The 18,796-nt window shown below is 47.4% G+C and carries 14 protein-coding genes; 11 read left to right on the top strand and 3 right to left on the bottom strand.

The window, feature by feature from the left end; all coding sequences use genetic code 11:
* Positions 1–21 precede the first annotated feature (21 nt).
* From L3D05_RS04465 to L3D05_RS04475, 3 genes are all read left to right on the top strand, one after another.
* The gene (locus tag L3D05_RS04465; protein ID WP_239614811.1) at positions 22–1,482 is read left to right on the top strand and encodes a response regulator transcription factor; all 1,461 of its coding nucleotides are present in this window, start codon (positions 22–24) and stop codon (positions 1,480–1,482) included.
* Positions 1,472–1,882 carry a hypothetical protein gene (locus tag L3D05_RS04470; protein ID WP_239614812.1) on the top strand — a complete coding sequence of 137 codons (411 nt, stop codon included), beginning with the start codon at positions 1,472–1,474 and terminating at the stop codon, positions 1,880–1,882. Before L3D05_RS04465 ends, L3D05_RS04470 begins: the two co-directional genes overlap by 11 nt.
* A gap of 188 nt (positions 1,883–2,070) precedes the next feature.
* On the top strand, positions 2,071–3,273 hold the full coding sequence (locus L3D05_RS04475) for a sensor histidine kinase (protein WP_239614813.1): 1,203 nt from the start codon (positions 2,071–2,073) through the stop codon (positions 3,271–3,273).
* 723 nt (positions 3,274–3,996) lie between these two features.
* On the opposite strand, the gene L3D05_RS04480 is transcribed toward L3D05_RS04475, so the two are convergent.
* Positions 3,997–6,699 carry an MGH1-like glycoside hydrolase domain-containing protein gene (locus L3D05_RS04480; RefSeq protein WP_239614814.1) on the bottom strand — a complete coding sequence of 901 codons (2,703 nt, stop codon included), beginning with the start codon at positions 6,697–6,699 and terminating at the stop codon, positions 3,997–3,999.
* Between the two features lie 151 nt (positions 6,700–6,850).
* On the opposite strand from L3D05_RS04480, the gene L3D05_RS04485 reads away from it, so the two are divergent.
* The 6 genes from L3D05_RS04485 (at position 6,851) to L3D05_RS04510 (ending at position 14,323) form a co-directional block, all read left to right on the top strand.
* A complete protein-coding gene (locus L3D05_RS04485; protein ID WP_239614815.1) occupies positions 6,851–7,738 on the top strand; it encodes a helix-turn-helix transcriptional regulator in 888 nt (295 codons plus the stop codon).
* A gap of 182 nt (positions 7,739–7,920) precedes the next feature.
* The gene (locus tag L3D05_RS04490) at positions 7,921–8,940 is read left to right on the top strand and encodes a hypothetical protein (protein WP_239614816.1); all 1,020 of its coding nucleotides are present in this window, start codon (positions 7,921–7,923) and stop codon (positions 8,938–8,940) included.
* Between the two features lie 110 nt (positions 8,941–9,050).
* Positions 9,051–10,397: a GH1 family beta-glucosidase gene (locus L3D05_RS04495; protein ID WP_239614817.1), complete on the top strand. Its 1,347-nt coding sequence runs from the start codon at positions 9,051–9,053 to the stop codon at positions 10,395–10,397.
* A 138-nt stretch (positions 10,398–10,535) separates the two neighbouring features.
* On the top strand, positions 10,536–12,281 hold the full coding sequence (locus L3D05_RS04500; RefSeq protein ID WP_239614818.1) for a B12-binding domain-containing radical SAM protein: 1,746 nt from the start codon (positions 10,536–10,538) through the stop codon (positions 12,279–12,281).
* 18 nt (positions 12,282–12,299) lie between these two features.
* Positions 12,300–13,289 (top strand): L-glyceraldehyde 3-phosphate reductase, encoded by a 990-nt coding sequence (gene mgrA, locus L3D05_RS04505; RefSeq protein WP_239614819.1) that lies wholly within the window; start codon positions 12,300–12,302, stop codon positions 13,287–13,289.
* Between the two features lie 74 nt (positions 13,290–13,363).
* On the top strand, positions 13,364–14,323 hold the full coding sequence (locus L3D05_RS04510; protein WP_239614820.1) for an acetylxylan esterase: 960 nt from the start codon (positions 13,364–13,366) through the stop codon (positions 14,321–14,323).
* Between the two features lie 115 nt (positions 14,324–14,438).
* On the opposite strand, the gene L3D05_RS04515 is transcribed toward L3D05_RS04510, so the two are convergent.
* Positions 14,439–14,957, bottom strand: a complete 519-nt coding sequence (locus L3D05_RS04515; protein WP_239614821.1) for a MogA/MoaB family molybdenum cofactor biosynthesis protein — start codon at positions 14,955–14,957, stop codon at positions 14,439–14,441.
* Between the two features lie 33 nt (positions 14,958–14,990).
* Positions 14,991–15,608, bottom strand: coding sequence for a TetR/AcrR family transcriptional regulator (locus L3D05_RS04520; RefSeq protein ID WP_239614822.1), 618 nt, complete (start codon positions 15,606–15,608; stop codon positions 14,991–14,993).
* A gap of 330 nt (positions 15,609–15,938) precedes the next feature.
* Between L3D05_RS04520 and L3D05_RS04525 the strand changes: the two genes are divergently transcribed.
* Positions 15,939–17,393 (top strand): 4-hydroxyphenylacetate 3-hydroxylase family protein, encoded by a 1,455-nt coding sequence (locus L3D05_RS04525; RefSeq protein ID WP_239614823.1) that lies wholly within the window; start codon positions 15,939–15,941, stop codon positions 17,391–17,393.
* A 50-nt stretch (positions 17,394–17,443) separates the two neighbouring features.
* Positions 17,444–18,712 carry an acyl-CoA dehydrogenase family protein gene (locus tag L3D05_RS04530; protein WP_239614824.1) on the top strand — a complete coding sequence of 423 codons (1,269 nt, stop codon included), beginning with the start codon at positions 17,444–17,446 and terminating at the stop codon, positions 18,710–18,712.
* The last annotated feature ends 84 nt before the right edge of the window (positions 18,713–18,796 follow it).

Raw genomic sequence — 18,796 nt, forward strand, 5'->3', positions numbered from 1 at the left:
CGAGTTTCAAGGGGGGTACTTATGTATCGTGTTATTATTGTAGATGATGAACCCTGGGCAATAAAAGGAATACGGAATGCATTTGACTGGAATAAATACGGGTTCGAAATAACGGGTCAATTTACAAGCGCCCATAAGGCATTTGATTTTATATGCGAGGAGAGTCCGGACCTGGTTTTTACGGATATCAGAATGCCTGAAATTTCCGGCCTCGACCTGATCGGGATGACTAAAAAAAAGGGATTGGATGTTGAGTTTGTAATTGTAAGCGGTTTCTCGGAATTTGCTTATGCACAGGATGCCTTAAGATATGGAGCTCTGGATTATTTCCTAAAACCTATAGATATTGAAATGGCAGATCCATTAATCGAAAAGCTGGCATTGCATTTTTCACAAAAGAGAAGTATGAGAAATAACGTAATCTTAGAGGCGTTAACCTCAACGGATAAAAATGAATTGAAGAGAATAACTCCACTTTTCGATCGTTCATCTAACGATTACTTTCGCGTGCTTATTATTTATTCGAACAGTGAGAAAAAGAATTGTAGCGAAACAAAATTATTGGATATGGAAAATATATTGGAAGTTGAATTAGGATCAAGAAAGAAACTGTATATTCTCAGAAGCGAAAAAGAAACGGATGGGATTGATCGGATTGATGGTGCGGCTTTCGCGAGCCTGGATATAAAAGCGGTAGGAGTCAGCAGTATTTCTAATAATAGCGACCATATTTCGAAGCTGATCAAGGAAGCCGATCTCGCAGCGTCAAAAGTATTCCTCTATGAAGAAAAAGGTATATTTAGGTATGAGCAAAAGCTAAGCAGCATCAAGCCGTTAATTGATGAGATCTCTTCGATTATTCAAGAGAAGAAGTTTGAGGAAATGGATGAAGTTATAAATGGATTCGTCTATTTTATCAAGCATCATGATCTGGGCATGGGCGAGGTGGTTTATTTATGGAATCAAGTGGTCAGCATACTGCTTGGCACATTTTACGAAGAACTGAAGGACATGGAACTTGATTTCCTGAATTACTCCGAGCTGAAGGAGCGTTTTGAAAACTTTGATTCATTATGCGGTTTTTTACATGATGTTTTTATCTATATCAAGGAGCTGAATAATCAGCATATTCATGAAGGGAATATTAACTCTTACTTTATCCAGATGGTAAAATATATAGACAATCATTTTCAAAACAAGCTCTATCTTAAAGATTTATCCTCAAAATTTTTTATTAACCAAGTGTACTGCTGCCAATTATTCAAAAAAAATTTGGGCAAAACCTATTCGGAATATATCACCGATTTGAGGATAAAAAAAGCTGGCGAGCTTTTGAAAAACACGACGTTGTCCATTGAAGAAGTCGCGATAAAAGTTGGATTTATGGATTACTATTATTTCAATAAAGTATTCAAGAAACAATGCGGGATAACGCCTACGAGATTCAGAAAAGTTGATCGGAGTGAGGCATGTGCAAATTAGCAGAGTGAAACTTAAACATCAGATCTTACTGATCTTTTTGTTTGCGATTATTTTATTTACGGTAATGGAATTTTTCTTTTATTACAGTTTTTATAATCTGACTCAGAAAAGAGCCGCCAATTACGGAAATACGATCATTGAACAAACGCGCCAAAAAATAGATTCCGTTTTTAATGATATTAAAGTCAGTACAAATATAGCTGCCAATAATAAAAAGATACAGGAATTTACCATTGAAGATGATAATTTTAAGAGGGATTTTGAATCAGGCCCATATGTCATTGATCTAATGGAATATATGAGGTTCTTTAATTCCTATGTGAACGGAATTGTTATTAATGATAAACAGGAAAGACGAGTTAGCAGTTTAGCTTACGTAAATGGTGATGTTTTTTTTTAAAACAATACGATGAATTTATCAATACATATAAAAATGAAAGCGAACCTATTAATAAAGGAACGTTTACACAAATTCTAAAAGAGGAAAAAACAGGAAGAGAAAATTTCTTTTATATAGCTCCCATTATCGAATCGATTGGCGGGGTCCATTTTTCTCAAAAAACAGGCTATATTTCGGTTATGGTCAATATGGAAAAGATGCAAGAACTTGTCGAGAATACGGAATTGACGCCTCATTCTACTTTATATATTCTAAACAGCGAAAATGAGGTTGTTGCATCAAATAATGAACATTTCCGCAGTATTTTATTCGAGGATATCCTTTCTGTAGATAAAATTAGTTTAACCAATGGGCTGAAAACAAATATAAACGGGAATGACGTAATCGTTCAGAAAAAAGGGCTGGAACAGGCGGAAGGGTGGAGCATTGTAAGTATAATACCGGTGCATGAATTGACGACGGATATGAATGATATAAAAAGAATAAGTATTGTAGCTGGAATCGGCATCATTCTAAGTATGATTATTTTGGGGTATTTATTGTTGAATAATCTGACACGACCTGTCATGGGGCTTGTGGCGGATATGAGAAAAATCGGCGAAAGAGACATGGGCTTTAGAGTAAAGGTGCGCTCGACAAACGAGGTTGGCGTTTTGGCCTATGCGATAAACAGCATGATCGACAAGATGGAAGAAATGACACGAAATATGTTCAACACGCAGGCGAGATTATATGAGTCCGAACTGAGTAAAAAGCAGGCTGAATTTTCCGCCTTGCAGAATCAAATCAATCCGCATTTCCTTTATAATACATTAAATTGCATTAGCAGTATCGGACTTGAATACGGAAGCAAGGAAATCGCTCAGATCACTTCATGTATGTCTAAGATATTTCGATACAGTATTAAAAACGACGATCTGGTTTTGATAAGTGAAGAAATTGAAAGTATTAAGGCCTATATGAATATTATCTCTATTCGATACGAAGACAAGTTTTCTATGGAAGTAAATGTGGATGAAACGCTATTGGAAATGAAAACGCCTAAAATGATCTTGCAGCCCATTGTTGAAAATTCTGTGTACCATGGACTCGAAAGTATGGATGCAGGAGGGCATCTTAGCGTGAACGGGAGTATAGATGCAAATGGAGATATATGTTTTCGGGTGTCAGATTCCGGTAGAGGGATATGCGAGGAGCTACTTGAGACCATAAAAGCGAAACTGAATAGGGAAGATTCGGAGAGAGCGGAAAACAGCGTTGCAGGGAAAAGTATCGGTCTTTCCAATATTAACAACAGAATAAAGCTGTTGTTTGGAGAAGATTATGGGGTGGAGATAGAAAGTCGGATAGGTCAAGGAACGACAGTATTCGTCAAGATTCCCTCTCTTTAACACTAAACCTGTATATCGAAAGTATGGCTCCTTGAAAATATAAAAAGGGCTCCGAATCTTAGCGTCGAGAAAATGCACTACTCCGTCCCATACGAATATATCAAGCACCGGGTAGATTTATGAATGACCCGAAACGTGTTGAAGTCAGTGGCCTCGAAGCCGCTTGCACCAAAGCATTATTCTACACGGCAAGGCCTAACGGAACCGGCACCCCCTTCTGAAAGTCACGGTTTTGTCTGCGGTGCGGATTATAAATTATATTATATTCCTCCCGCCGTTCCCATATAGACGAACTTGTACTCGGGAAATTCAGAGTGGACATGCGTTCGGTTTGAACCGATCATGAGTACTGCATGTTCGCGCTTTTACTGGCTAGCATTTTTTCTTCCACGTCTGTCAGGTTATATAGTTCCCGCGTCCCTTGCAGATTTTTCTATCAGTTCCCATCAGGTGTAGGTTGTGCATGATCACATATGCAGGATCATCCTCGCATAACGTACGGGTCAAACTTTCATCGCTTATTCACCTTGACCGTTGGCCCGATACAACGCCATGTCCAAAAGCGCAAAATTGGCCGCTTTTAAGGACTTGTCGGCGAACATCTGCGGATATTTGTACGAGTTTATCATTGGTTTAATCTTTCAAACGGGGACTGCATTTAATATATGGAGAACACAAACAGAACCCGCCAAAGATAGGCTGGTTCTGTTGGGTAAAAATCATTTAACACGCTCGGATCCGCACAGCGGCCTGTGGCATGCAATCGGTAATGCACATTTCTACACCACCACAGTTGTTAATCGTCCAGTGTACGGTACACCCTGTTCCCTCAACTTCATAATGCACGCCTTCTGCCATGTTGACCACGATGCTGAAAGCTTGTTCAGCTTCACTGGCATAGCGAAATTCCGCCTGATACACCGTATAGCTTTCGTTAAAGGACTGCTGTAGCATCCATACATTAAAACCAGTGGATACTTTGCCAAGTTGGTAATAAGCAGCAAACCAATTGATGACCGGAGCCGACAAACCGCCGAAATGATGCCATCCTGCGCCTCGACCTGTTTGCGCGATAAAGTGCTCATAACAGTTGTAGGTGGCCTCGGTCTCACGCTTCCATAAGTCTAAAGCGGTATCCGCGATGCGGAAAGCAAGATCGGAGTAACCCAAATCGAGCATGGTTTTCCAGAAAAACCATTGATGCGGCATCCAAACCGCACCGTTCCAGTAGCCATCCGCCCGATAATAAGGCGCACTTTGGTCAACGGTGGACAGGCCGATCGGCGTCCATAGATGTTTTTCATCGAACAGAGCGGCAACTAGGCGATCCGCACGCGATTTGGTACAGATGCCGGCTACTAGCGGGTAAAGCCCATCCATCCCCATGTTGTAATTGGCCCCGGAGTTGTGCCGTAGAAGGCCTTCTGGCTCACCCTGCTCGCTATGCACTACATAGCCGTAATAACCGGCTTCTTCATCCCACGCATGCTTCTCCAAAGCATAACTCCATCGTTTTATATCCTGCTCGTATTCCCTTATGTCTTCCTGCCAATTCTCCGACATTGCGGCGGCCATTTTCAGGATTTTAGCAATACGAATGGCCTGGCTCGTTGTCACAATAGGGGCAACTGTTGCTTCCAGCGTTTGCGCATGCACATATTGTTGCGGCGGATAGTCGTCCCATCCCCCGGAATTATAGAAGTAATCCCATGTCTTAAGTAGTCCGGAGCGCAGTAGGCCAGTAGTAGACCCGCTAATTTTCCCGGCTAGGAACAAGTAATATTGACGTAATCGCGGATAAAAATGATTCAAGAAGGCGAAAGACTGCCTTTGGTTCCACAGTTCAAGAAACACATAATGCTGCACGGGCACCGGGCTGCCATGATGAATGAAGGCAGCCTGGCGGTCACCAGGTTCTGTCATATACGCGTTCAAGCAATCAATTGAGCGCCCTGTATCCAAATCGGAGAACCCGAGTGCGATAAAACCTGAATCCCATGTATATAGGGAATCCCACCAGCGCCCTGGCGTATTGTGGCGAATATACCTGCGTTTGGTGTAGACAGGGAAGACTGTATTGGTTAGCAGCGTAGCTCGCATAAGCTGCTGGCTAAACGCGTAGGTGCCACCGGTAGCATAGGAGGGAGGCGGAATTAACTTCGCACGTTCAGCTTTATAAATTGCTTCGCATTTGTCGTAGTCTAGCGAAACCGCAGTTAGGGAGGCAAGCACTTCTTCGTACGTCCCAGAGCAGACCATGCCATGAAGGATCTTCGATGAAGCTGGTAAGACATGAATGGGACGCATGAACACATTAGTAAAGTGACCCTTCCCATTACCTTGCAAGACGGCATCAACGTGATTATGCACCGTATGACGGGCATACCGATCCAGTTCGTCGTTTTTGTATTGTCGTATCTCTACATTGGGGTAGTTCCATAAAAGGCCGTAATGATACGGGCAATCTTTATATCGGAGGATCAGGCTACCAGTAACAGGCCCTTCCAGTAATTCAGGCTCGATGTGCCAGGGCCGGTCGACAAAGACAACCTCCTCGATAGCGTTGTGCTCTAGCAGGGTAAAGCCGTCCAGCACCAAGGGGCCAGAGTCGCAAGCATATAAGGAGAGCGTGAAGGCTCCTGCTGCAAGCGTCCCGATCGGTAGACGGGCAACCCTGAGGGAGTTGGAAGTCTCTACATCGAATCGGTATGTCTGATATCCAATTTGAAGCTCAAGCTTCCCGCTTTTCTCCGTTTGGTAGCGCAGCAAAAACACGCCGTTTTTTAATGGCTCTGCGAGGTTTATCTCATAACGCAGCAAGTCTCCTTGGTCGGCACCGAAGTTGCATCCTATTGCGGACCCCCCCGTAAAATGCTGGCCTCGAACTTCACCCCTAAGAAAACCGTCATAGACCAAGCCGTCCGACGGTCGTGGACGTGCGAAATTCAATTCGCTATAATCTAGCGCATCAATCCACACAGCACCCTCGGGCAGCTGCGCATCTGCACATACCTGTACGTCACCGTGCCCTAGAAGGCGAGGCGGCTGTAGCGAAGCCATCCAGTGCAGTATCAAGTTTTGCGGATGCTCGGATTGGTTCACGAAGGATACTCGAATCAGACGGCACTGATCGGCGATACGGCTGAAGGAAATGTCGGTATAGACTCGATCTTTCCATTCAAGCTCATGGCGGTGGGAGAAGAAGCTGTAATCCGCCGTTGCCTCCCATGGATGATAGCCAGATTCCCACAGTACGCTGGGAATATCCATTTTTCTCCTGTAGAAGCCAGGCATTAAACTAAGATCAAAACGCAAACCTCGCGCTTGATCGCTGATATGGGAGATACCCATGTATTGTTTGGTAAAAGGTCCCCAAGTAGGCAGTCTAAGATCATGGTCATCGGGGAGTATCTCGATCTCATGCATTGTCTATCGCTCCTTCGAAATGTAGACTCTTCTCTTTATTTTAAAAGAGTACATGCCAAAATGCCTCTTGATATAAGCAATAATTATCTTGAAAACGGACATTTGTGATATGATGGGAATAACAATTAAGTGCAGGAGGATCCCCGTGCCAGTGAGTCTGACAGCTTATGATAAAGAACATGTGGATTATGAAGATCCAAATTTCCGGATTAAAATATGGACCATACATCATCCTATCCAACCATCCGATCAATATGGGCCCTGGCACTATCATGAAGAGGTGGAGTTGATCGCTGTGCTGCAAGGTACCCTGACGATGGAAACATCACATCTCAGCTATAATCTGCAAGCTGATAATGTGGTAATGTTGGGCTCCAATGAACTGCACAGATCCCATAAACATGGACATGACGATCTGCTGTATATCGTCTGCCATGTAGATATGGCAGCTTTTATGGATCCATCCTTGCTTCCGTATCTCACCGCATTTACAGGCCGCTCGGCCAATTTAACACAGTTCAATGAAATGCTGCGCAAATATCCGGCAAGCATACAGGTCATTCATCAATTAATCCATCAGATGCTGCTCGATATGACGATACAACAGCGGGGCTACGAGCTCTCTATAAATGCTAGCTTGAAAAAGCTCATGTACACGTTAATTCAGATTGATGATGCCCACATCATAAAACCGATGGATCCACAACTAGCGGAGAAACTGCGTCCTGCACTTGTCTATATCGAACAGCAGTTGGAAACTTCTTTCCAAATTGCGGATATAAGCAACAAGCTGAACTATAATAGCAGCTATTTTGCCAAGCTGTTCAAAAAAGGAATGGGTATGACGTTTACGTCCTATGTCCAGATGCGCCGAATGAAACGAGCAGAGCAGCTCTTGCTAACAGAGGCGTGGTCTGTAACTGAAATTAGTGGCAAAGTAGGGTTTACCAGTCCAGCCCAGTTTTATCAATTATTCAAAAGGCATTTCGGCTGCTCGCCGAGGCAGTTTGTTGAGAAGCGGACTCTCCCTAAACTTTAATACACCTCATCTGAAAGGATGTCGCGATTTGCGGCGGTTTTTACAATGTGCACCCAGCATCGATGCTATCTACCTACCGAGGTTCACCGTATGAATCGATCCGGATCACCTAAGTCTTGCAACATCATCTGCTTCCATTTCGTTTTAACGTATAGAAAATAAAGTCAACAGGAGGCCTCATCATGAAGAGATCACAAGATCGTATCAAAATAGGAATCACGGTACTCGTATTAAGTTTAGCGCTTGCCGCATGCAGTGATAAAAGCACGGGGTCGGATAGCCCATCTCCAACACCTACTTCCTCCTCGACCCCCGCCCCGACGGAAACAGCATCGTCTACGCCAGACGAACAGAATGACGAGCTCATTCTGAAGCAGTTCCGAGATTTGGCGATGGCAAACCCGACGGCCGATCAATTGTTCGCTTCGTTCAAACAATCCATCGTAGACGTACAGCCTGCGCAGGCGGATGATTTCATTCGCGCGCTTGAAGCGTACTATAAGAAAAACCTGCCCGAAGCGGAGCAGAAATTCGAAGCCGATCAAGTTCAACAAAAGCTTATGCAAATGAAATGGCCAATTACCGACCAACAAATTCAAGAAATTAAGGACGATTCGACGCGGGAGCTTGTTCAGCAGACTGTTGCGGGCGGATACAAGCTGGAAACTGCGGAAGGGTTTGTTTTCCCGGTTGTTGATTATGGACAGTTGCTTACTTACGCGGATAAGCTGTCGATTTCGATGAAGGCCTACTTGGATGTCATGGCGACGGAGTCCGATTCAGCAACGGCTAGCGATGGAGGATTGATCATTAGTTGGGACGAGTTGGCTTCACGGACGCTGGCGGCGGAAAGTTATGTTGTGACGTTCCCGGATACGCCGGAAAGGGCTGCTATCGAGCAACGATATTTGAACTACCTCACCTTATACTTGATCGGTTTGGATAATACGCCGATATTCGATTACGATACCTTTATTATTTTGCCTGAGGTGAAAAAACAATACGAGCAAATGGCGGCCTCGCATGCTGGAACGATTACGGGGCAAATGGCTAAGGGAATGCTTGCCATCCTTAACGAGTCTAAGGGTGCGGTATTCACCAAAGACAAAAATGGGGAACAAGTAGATATTCCGGAAATGAAGCAATTCCGCGATAAAATACAGTCTTCGGCACGATCCAAACTTCCCGCAGGTAAAAATTAAATAAAGACACGCCAAAATCGCATAATTCGAAAAGCAGGATTTAAGAGCTCTCTAGCGAAATTAATAATTATAGAAATCGTTTTCTGTAATTTATTCGTGGAGGGATTACGTTGGCTAGAATTGAATTTCCGAAGGATTTCGTGTGGGGCACGGCAACGGCTTCGTACCAGATTGAAGGCGCTTGGCAAGAGGATGGACGCGGTCCATCGATCTGGGATACATTCTCTAAGACTCCCGGTAAAGTGTTCAATAACGATAACGGAGATGTCGCATGCGATAGCTACCACCGTTACGAAGAAGACGTTGCCCTACTGAAGAAGTTGGGCGTGAAGGCATACCGATTCTCGATCGCTTGGCCACGCATTTTTCCGCAAGGCACGGGTGAAGTCAATGCCAAAGGGTTGGAGTATTACCATAAGGTAGTGGATGCGTTAATCGCGGCGGGCATCGAGCCTTGCGTAACGCTATATCACTGGGATTTACCGCAAGCACTGCAAGATAAGGGCGGTTGGGACAATCGCGACACGATCGATGCTTTCGTGAAATATTCCGAAGTCATCTTCAAAGCTTTCAACGGTAAAATCAAACAATGGATCACGTTCAACGAAACTTGGTGCGTTTCGTTCCTATCCAACTACATCGGCGCTCATGCCCCGGGGAATACGGATCTTCAATTAGCGATTAACGTAGCTCACCACTGCATGGTTGCCCATGGGGAAGCGGTTAAGAAATTCCGCGAGCTCGGCATTCAAGGGGAAATCGGAACGACGCACAACCTGTATTGGTTCGAGCCGTATTCTACTTCTCCAGAGGATGTTGCGGCTGCTCATCGCAATCGCGCTTACAACAATGAATGGTTTATGGAGCCGACCTTCAAAGGAACCTACCCGCAATTCATGGTGGATTGGTTCAAAGCCAAAGGAGCTTCAGTTCCTATTCTGCCTGGGGATATGGAGACGATCTCGCAGAAAATCGACTTCATCGGCGTGAACTTCTACAGCGGCGGATTCGGCCGTTACAAGAAGGATGAAGGTTTGTTCGATTGCGAAGAAGTTCAAATCGGCTTCGACAAAACGTATATGGATTGGAACGTCTACGCGGACGGATTGTATAAAGTTCTCTCTTGGGCGCATGAAGAATACGGAGACACGCCGATCTATATTACGGAGAACGGTGCTTGTTACGAGGACGCTCTGACCGAGGAAAACCGGGTTCACGACGTTCTGCGCACGGAATATTTCCGCAAGCATTTCATCCAATGCCACCGCCTGATCGAGTCCGGCGTGCCGCTTAAAGGCTACTTCGCTTGGTCGTTGCTCGATAATTTCGAATGGGCTGAAGGGTATCGCAAGCGTTTCGGAATTGTCTATACGAACTACCAAACGCTCGAACGCCATCCGAAAGACAGCTACTATTTCATCCAGGATGTCATTAAGAACGACGGCTTTGAAGTATAAATGTAATCATGGGCCGGGGTGCGCAAGCATTCCGGTTTTTCCGACACGATGATAAACGCGCGTTCACAAGAGGTTTATTCCTAGGGCGTTTTCCGTTACAATAAAAGAACATGCCTTTCTAGGAAAGAGGAATACACCATGAACGTCGTCTTAGCGACGCTGAACGCCAAATACATTCACACCTCGCTCGCCTTGAGATACTTAAAGTCTTTCGCTCAGGACGAATTCGAGGTGGACATTGCCGAATATACGATTAAAGATCCCGCAATGGGAATCGCGGCCGATCTGTTCTCCAAGAAACCGGACGTGATCGGCTTCTCCTGCTATATTTGGAACATCGAAGAAACGATCGTCGTCGTCGATATGCTGCGCAAAGTGCTGCCAGACGTAAAAATTATGCTGGGCGGCCCGGAAGTATCCTACGATACGGAATATTGGATGAATCGCTTGTCTTCCGTCGATTTTATCGTCATGGGCGAAGGGGAAGAAACTTTCCGCGACTTGCTTCGGCAGATTTCCGGGGAACGGAAATATCATTTCGTGTTCGGAATGGCCTACCGCAAGGAGGGGCAAGTGGTCATCACTCCTCCGCGTCCGAAGCTGGATTTGAACGTCATTCCTTCGCCGCACCGCTTCGATATGGATATTCCGTCGATGCGGAACCGCGTCGTTTATTTCGAGACGAGCAGAGGATGTCCGTTTAGCTGCCAGTTTTGCCTGTCCAGCATTGAGGTGGGTGTCCGTTATTTCGATATGGAGCGGGTTAAAGCGGAGCTTACGTATTTGATCGATAATGGAGCCAAGCTTATCAAATTCGTGGATCGGACGTTTAACATCAAGCGCGAGTACGCGATGGAAATTTTTCAATTCTTGATCGACAACCATAGAGGTTGCGTGTTCCAATTCGAGATTACAGCCGACATCATGAGGCCTGAGGTACTCGACTTCCTTGCTGACAATGCGCCTCCCGGGGTATTCCGCTTCGAGATCGGAGTCCAATCGACGAACGATCCGACGAATCTCGCCGTTCAACGCCGCCAGAATTTCGCGAAGCTGACCCGTACAGTCGTCAAGGTAAAGGAAAGCGGCAAAATCGATCAGCATCTGGACTTAATCGCCGGACTGCCGCATGAGGATTACGATACGTTCCGCAAGACGTTTAACGACGTGTTCGCCTTAAGGCCGGAAGAGCTGCAGCTCGGTTTCTTGAAAATGCTGCGGGGCACGGGACTGAGAATCGATGCCGCCAAGTTCGGGTATGTGTACTCGGAGCGCGCGCCTTATGAGATGCTAGGCAACGATCTGATGCCATTCGCCGATATTGTGCGGATTAAGCGGGTCGAGGACGTGTTGGAGAAATTCTGGAATGCCCACCGGATGGATCGGACGATGGAATATTTGATCGAGAAGGCGTATCCTTCTCCGTTCGACTTTTTCCAAGCGTTCGGAGACTTCTGGGAAGCGAAAGGCTGGAGCCGGATCGGGCATCAATTGGAAGATCTGTTTTCCCGATTATGGGCATTCTTGGAGCATGACGCAAGGCAGGAGCTGGATCGCGACGTTGCGTTCGGTTTACTGAAAATTGACTACTACTTGCAGCACAAATACAAGCCGCGCAAGCTCTGGTGGGAAGACCGGCTAGAGAAGAAAGAATGGACAGCCGGCTTGAAGTACGCGGCGGAGAAGCTTGGCATGGATGACCGCGAATTGCAGAAAAAGGGAACGCTGGACCGTCTTCCGTTCGATTACGGCGTATGGGTAGAGGAAGGGCGAGTGGATCTATCCAATCCTTCCGTCCTCGTGTTCCTATACTCGGGAGAAGAGGCTGGACCGCAGTTGGTGGCACTGCCGCAGCAAGGTGTAACGGCAACATTACAATCCTAACTTATGAGGTGACGGAACATGGTCTATCAAGCTAGCTCCGATCGTTACGCAACGATGAAATACAATCGAGTAGGACGTTCAGGCCTCAAAATTCCGGCGGTATCGCTCGGACTATGGCATAATTTCGGCGGAATCGACACATTCGAGAACGGACGGGCGCTCGTACGCCATGCGTTCGATCTTGGGATTACTCATTTCGACTTGGCGAACAACTACGGTCCGCCTCCGGGTTCCGCGGAAGAAATGTTCGGCCGGTTGTTGGCGACCGACATGAAGCCATATCGCGACGAGATGGTCATCTCGACGAAAGCCGGATACGGCATGTGGGATGGGCCTTACGGGGATTTCGGCTCGCGCAAATATTTGATCTCCAGCCTAGATCAAAGCCTCAAGCGCATGGGCTTGGATTACGTCGATATTTTCTATCACCATCGTCCAGACCCTGACACTCCTCTCGAAGAAACGATGATGGCTTTGGATCAAATCGTCCGTTCGGGCAAAGCGCTGTATGTCGGAGTATCCAACTACCGTGCTCCCGAAGCGAAAGAAGCGATTCGTATTCTGAAAGAGCTGGGAACGCCTCTGCTGATTCATCAACCACGCTATAGCATGTTTGATCGCTGGATCGAAGACGGCTTGCAGGACGTGTTGGAAGAGGGCGGAGTCGGCTCCATCGTGTTCTCGCCTCTAGAGCAGGGCTTATTGACGAATAAGTACTTGGGCGGCATTCCGAAAGATTCCCGCGCGGCGGGCGCTTCCGTGTTCTTGAACGAGAACAACCTGACAGCCGAGAAGTTGGACAAGGTTCGCCGCTTGAACGAAATCGCGTTGGAACGCGGTCAGTCCCTTGCCCAGATGGCGTTAGCATGGGTGCTTCGCGGCGAACGCGTGACGAGCGTTCTGGTCGGCGCAAGCAAAGTTAGCCAATTGGACGATAACGTTGCGATGCTGAGCCGGTTGGATTTCTCTGCGGCCGAACTTGCGCGCATTGAAGAAATATTAAAATAAAATATCAGGATGAGCCCGCCGATCGTTGGCGGGTTTTTGCACTATATATCTCTAATACGGGAGCTAACGAATCTATGAGTAACGCGATTTCAAGAAGAATCGAAGAACTTGAAAAACTGAGCCCGCCATTGACGGCGCAACCTGATTTGGACGAATACTGGGATGAGACGCTCCGGCAATTTGCCGGTAAGCCCTTGAATGCGAAGAGAACGCTAATAGAGACGCCGTTTCCATACATGGAAGCCTATAAGGTAGAGTATGAAGGGTTTGATACTACGCCGATTCATGGCTGGTATTTGCTTCCTCGTTTTCATAACCGTGAAGAGAAGCTTCCATGCGTCGTGCTCTATCACGGATATACGGGGAGCAAAGGTTACCCGGAGGATTACGCATCTTATCTATTAATGGGAATCGCCGTGTTCGCGATTGACGTGAGGGGCCAAGCGGGAGATACGGGAAATTTACTCGCTCAGGATTTCGGAATGACGAAGGGCTGGATCACGCAGGGCATTCTGGATCGGGATACGTGTTACTACAAAGCGATTACGATAGACGCCCTTAAAGCATTGGACTGGGCCAGCGAGCAGCCGGAGGTGGACGCCGCCCGGATATGCGCTATGGGGGGCAGTCAAGGCGGAGGGCTGGCGATGATCGCCGCGGCGCTTTCGGACAAGCCTGCGATAGCGGTTCCGCACATTCCTAACATGTGTTATATGGATTTCGGAATATTGAATTCTAGCAGCTCGTTATCGGAAGCGGCTTCCTTCGTCGAACGATTTCCTCATCATTTGGATGCGGTGCTTACGACTCTCAGTTACTATGACTTGATGAACCTAGCTCATCGTATTCGCATTCCCCTCTTCGTAACCGTTGGACTGAAGGATCCGGTGACGATGCCGGAGACGATCTATGCCGCTTATAATCGGGTTCAGTCGGAGAAGAAGATCGTCCCTTACCCTTTCACGGGACATGCGGTAACGGGTGACCAGAACCGTCAAGCTCTTCAATTCATTGCCGAGAAATTACTGAAGTAGCGGTTATCCGCGAGTGGTCTGCGGTTGGATTGGATATCCTGTCGTTTGCTAACGCGGGATCAGAAAAAAAAGCGGCTCTGCCGCTTTTTTTTCCATGCGACGCAGCTTGAACAGCTCACTTATCTTTATACAATTCCCGCATCACATGGCCCAGCTCGGGCACGATCAAGCGAGTCATCGCGAGCCGTACCGCGGCGGTCGAACCGGGCATCGAGAAGACAGCGGTCTTACCGATCGTTCCCGCGATCGCGCGGGACAGGATTGCGGCCGAGCCGATATCTTCGGTGAAGCTCAAGAAGCGGAAAATTTCGCCGAAACCGGGCATCTCCTTGACCAGTTGATCGCGTACCGCCTCGTACGTCGTATCCCTGCCCGCAATGCCCGTCCCACCGTTCAGCAACACGGCTTCAACGTGGGGATTATCGGCAGCCTCGCGCAGTAGCTGGGAGATCCCGTCGTACTCATCCTTCACGATGGCATACTCCGCAACCGTATAGCCATGTTCCTCTAACAGTTGGCGAATGAGTTGTCCGCTGCTGTCCGTCTCCGGCGTGCGGGTATCGGACACGGTTATAATCGCGCAGGCAACGCTTTTGGGCGCTTCCCGCCGATGCTGCTCGGTAGAAGTTGTCATGAGTTTGGAGTACTCCTTTTTAGCCGTATAAGCTTAATTGGTTTGCGTGACTCCCATCGCGTTATAGATACCTAGCAATGATAAGCGAGTAAGCTGTAGAGACATATGTTCAGGGGAATAGATCATCTGATGGGTGAGCCACTTCGTAATTATACCGTGTATAGAGTAGCTTATGTAATCCAATAAAACATCCATGGGAATAAGCAGCTTCTGATCCTTGCTAATTCTCGCTATGCGCTGATAGAAGCTTTCACGGATGACTGCGAGCATTTTGTCCGAGAAGAGGGCGGCGTCTACTTTGCCTAACATAACGCTATAGAACATTTTGTGAGCGGCTAGATGCTCGAACAGATCGACGAAATAAGGATCAGGCACATCGAAATGAGGCGAATAATCGGAGGGGGAGATATCGCTAGACAAGCTGATCAATTCCTCCAGTTTGTCTCCCGTAATTTTTCTCAACAAGCTTTCTTTGTCGTTATAATGCGCATAGAAGGTGGAACGATTAACATTGGCCCGCTCCGTGATGTCCTTGATGATGATATCCCCATATTCCTTCTCTAAGCAAAGAGAGAGAAATGCATCGATAATAAGTTGCTGGGTGCGGAGAATGCGACGGTCCAATAGGGCTTTGGATGAATGCTCTGGCATTGGAATTCCCTCCTAAGACAACAAAATATTCATTAACGTTGATTATCCGACAAAATGGAATTAGGCGCTTTGGACCTTGAAGTAACGAACGGTTGCCGCCAACGGGCAATCCCCCCCGTAGACCCCCCCGATTTATTCCCCCACAAAATAAATGCTCATGTAGGGTTATTTCTCAGTTAAACAATTAAAAGTCGATTTTTTATCGTTTAAACATCAATAAAAAGGAAACTGAGTGTTGATCTTGTTAATTTAATAGCTATCATAGTGAATAAATCAAACAAAATCAATCGGAATATTAGGTTATTGATTTCGAGGGGGAGATGCAAGCAGGTGAGGGGAGAAAAGTTCCTTAATAGCTTAAATGATGGGCGATCGGTTTGGTTCGAAGGGAAAAGGCTCGAAAGTATCCGCGATCACCCCGCCTTTAAGGGAACATTGTCCACGATACGAGATCTATTCCAGATGCTGGATGAGCCGCATCTCCGCGACAAGGTTGGATTCAAGATTCCTGGCCGCGAACGCTATGCGCATAGCTCGTTTCTCGTCCCTTATACGCAGGAGCAGTTGACTCAGAGAAATCGGTCATTCTCCTATTGGTCGGCGGAAACCCATGGCATGATGAGCCGCCTCTCGGACTATGCGCGTTCCCTGATAACGGGGTGGTATGCCGCCCGGCACGAGTTAAAGGCCCTTGATCCGCATTTCGAGCATAAAATCACAAGCTATTACGAGCATGCCAGAGATCAAGATCTGATCTTGACTACGGCGATTATCGATCCTCAGATCGACCGGTCCAACGGGTTGGACGATAGCCGAATAGCGGAACGGTTCTTGCACGTCATCCGGGAGACGGAGGATGGAATTATCGTGCGAGGGGCCAAAATGATCGCAACTGGAGCACCTTACACGCACGATTTCGTTATTTCTTCTTTCCTCAAATTCACTGCCAAGGACGCCCAGCATGCACATGTGCTAATCGTTCCGGCAAATTCCGCCGGGTTGCATATCGTTTGTCGGGAGTCGTTCGCGGATCAGTTCGAGCAGAACCATCCATTGGGCGCGAAGTACGACGAGATGGATGCCGTTTTATTCTTCGACGACGTACTCATCCCCTGGGAAAGGGTGCTGCTGCATGGGAACTCGGAGAAGGTACTGGCTTTAAGAGCCAACAAAACGGCAAATGCTCTAGCCTTCCATCAGAACGTCGTTCGTTTCGTGGCTAAGTTGGAGTTCATTACAGGCGTAACGTTCGCGGTGGCGGAGTCGATAGGGGTGACCGGTTTTCTTCATGTTCAAGAGAAGCTAGGTGAACTGATTACCCAAATGGATGTCATTAAGGCTTTGATCATCGCCGCGGAAACGCAGGCCAAGCCGGACAACTCGGGCGTTCTGGTTCCGGAACTGTCCTACATCGATACCGCGAGGAACATCGGGACGAAGTTCTATCCGCGGGCGGTAGACATTTTGCAGCAGATCGGTGCCGGCGGTTTCATGCAGACGCCTTCCGGCATGGAAGACTTTTACGGGCCGATCTCTAAGCTGATGCATCTCTATTTCGAAGGGGCAACCGTAAGCGCCGAGAAAAAAGTACAGCTATTCAAGCTTGCATGGGATTTGATCGGAAGTCCGCTAGGCTCGAGGCACGAGTTGTATGAACGGTTTTATGCGGGCGACCCGGTAAGAGGATATGCCAACCAATATCTCGGCTACGATAAAGACCGCCTCATCGACCCGATCTGGGAATTGCTGAAACAGGCAAGCAAAGGCGGAATTGCGCGAGTGTAACAAAGGCTGCTAAACAAGCTGCATTGTGTTGGAAGGAAAGGAGAAGAAGGATGGGACATTCAGATGGAGTATGGGGCACCGATCCCTCTGCGGAATATGAACAGTTGGCATTAAGGTTCAGGTCAGTGTTTGATCGTATCCGCAATAACTCCGTTCAACGGGAGAGGGAGAGAAAGCTGCTTTATGAAGAAATTGAGTGGCTTCGCGAAGCCGGTATAGGAGCTGTTCGTGTACCTCGGGAGGAAGGTGGCGCTGGAGCGACGCTTCCCCAGTTGTTCAACCTCCTGCTCGAGTTAGCCGAAGCGGAATCGAACTTGCCTCAAGCTTTGCGAATCCATTATGGTTTCGTAGAGAGGATTCTGAATTTACCTAAGGGCGAGTTAAGAGAAAAATGGCTCAAGCGCATAGTTGATGGAGACCTCATCGGGAATGCGTTGACCGAGATCGGCGAAGCGAAAGTGGGCAGCTATGCAACGAAGCTGACCGGCAACAAGGAGCATTTGCTCTTGAACGGAACCAAGTATTATTCTACGGGGACGATTTATTCCGATTGGATCGTAGTCTCGGCATCGGATGAAGACGAGAACTTGGTCTCGGTAATCGTATCCTCGCAAGCCGACGGAGTCACCATTTTGGATGACTGGGATGGCTTTGGCCAAACCCTGACGGGGAGCGGTACGACGACATTTCTTAATACCCCGATCCAAAAGAATGAAGTTCTGGATACGGAGACGAGCACAAGGTATGGTACCGCATTCGTTCAAATGGTACATCTCGCGACGCTTGCCGGTATTGCCCGCGCAGCTGCCAAAGAAGTCACCAGGGAGGTTGGGAAACGTCAGAGAACCTACTCTCATGCGGCAGCTTCACGATCAAGCGAAGATCCGCAGGTTCTTCAAGTGGTTGGAGCCGTTCACAGTCTTGCCTATGCTGCAGGTGCGCTTGTCCAGCAAGCGGCGGAATCGGTCCAAAGAGCTTATGATTCCCGTACATATGGGGATGCGGACTATGAGGAGCTTGCGAATATCGAGGCTGAAATTGAAGTCGCTCAGGCACAGACCGTGATCACCAAGCTAACTTTGGATGCTACAGAATTGATATTTAACGCACTGGGTGCTTCGGCCACAGCCCGAAGCAAGGGGTTAGATAGGTACTGGCGCAACGCCCGGACGATCGCATCCCATAATCCTCTCATCTATAAAGAGAGAGTAGTGGGAGATTATACGGTGAACGGAACGAGTCCGCCCTTTGCTTGGCGAACGGGTAACATCCATCTACCCGAAGGCGATCTATTGGCCGCTAGCCATGATTCAACCTGAAGAGTTCAAGTGTTGACCAGACAACTGGAGACATTGATGCGGCTTATGCTGCCGTCGATGTCTTCTTTTTTTACAACAAATAGA

The organism is Cohnella mopanensis (assembly GCF_022352055.1).
Taxonomy (GTDB): domain Bacteria; phylum Bacillota; class Bacilli; order Paenibacillales; family Paenibacillaceae; genus Cohnella; species Cohnella mopanensis.

What these genes read in the sequence shown, in the direction of transcription:
- L3D05_RS04465 (WP_239614811.1), top strand. Translation starts at nt 22, where the DNA reads ATGTATCGTGTTATTATTGTAGATGATGAACCCTGGGCAATAAAAGGA.
- L3D05_RS04475 (WP_239614813.1), top strand. Translation starts at nt 2,071, where the DNA reads ATGGAAAAGATGCAAGAACTTGTCGAGAATACGGAATTGACGCCTCAT.
- L3D05_RS04480 (WP_239614814.1), bottom strand. Translation starts at nt 6,699, where the DNA reads ATGCATGAGATCGAGATACTCCCCGATGACCATGATCTTAGACTGCCT.
- L3D05_RS04490 (WP_239614816.1), top strand. Translation starts at nt 7,921, where the DNA reads ATGAAGAGATCACAAGATCGTATCAAAATAGGAATCACGGTACTCGTA.
- L3D05_RS04500 (WP_239614818.1), top strand. Translation starts at nt 10,536, where the DNA reads ATGAACGTCGTCTTAGCGACGCTGAACGCCAAATACATTCACACCTCG.
- mgrA (WP_239614819.1), top strand. Translation starts at nt 12,300, where the DNA reads ATGGTCTATCAAGCTAGCTCCGATCGTTACGCAACGATGAAATACAAT.
- L3D05_RS04510 (WP_239614820.1), top strand. Translation starts at nt 13,364, where the DNA reads ATGAGTAACGCGATTTCAAGAAGAATCGAAGAACTTGAAAAACTGAGC.
- L3D05_RS04515 (WP_239614821.1), bottom strand. Translation starts at nt 14,957, where the DNA reads ATGACAACTTCTACCGAGCAGCATCGGCGGGAAGCGCCCAAAAGCGTT.
- L3D05_RS04520 (WP_239614822.1), bottom strand. Translation starts at nt 15,608, where the DNA reads ATGCCAGAGCATTCATCCAAAGCCCTATTGGACCGTCGCATTCTCCGC.
- L3D05_RS04530 (WP_239614824.1), top strand. Translation starts at nt 17,444, where the DNA reads ATGGGACATTCAGATGGAGTATGGGGCACCGATCCCTCTGCGGAATAT.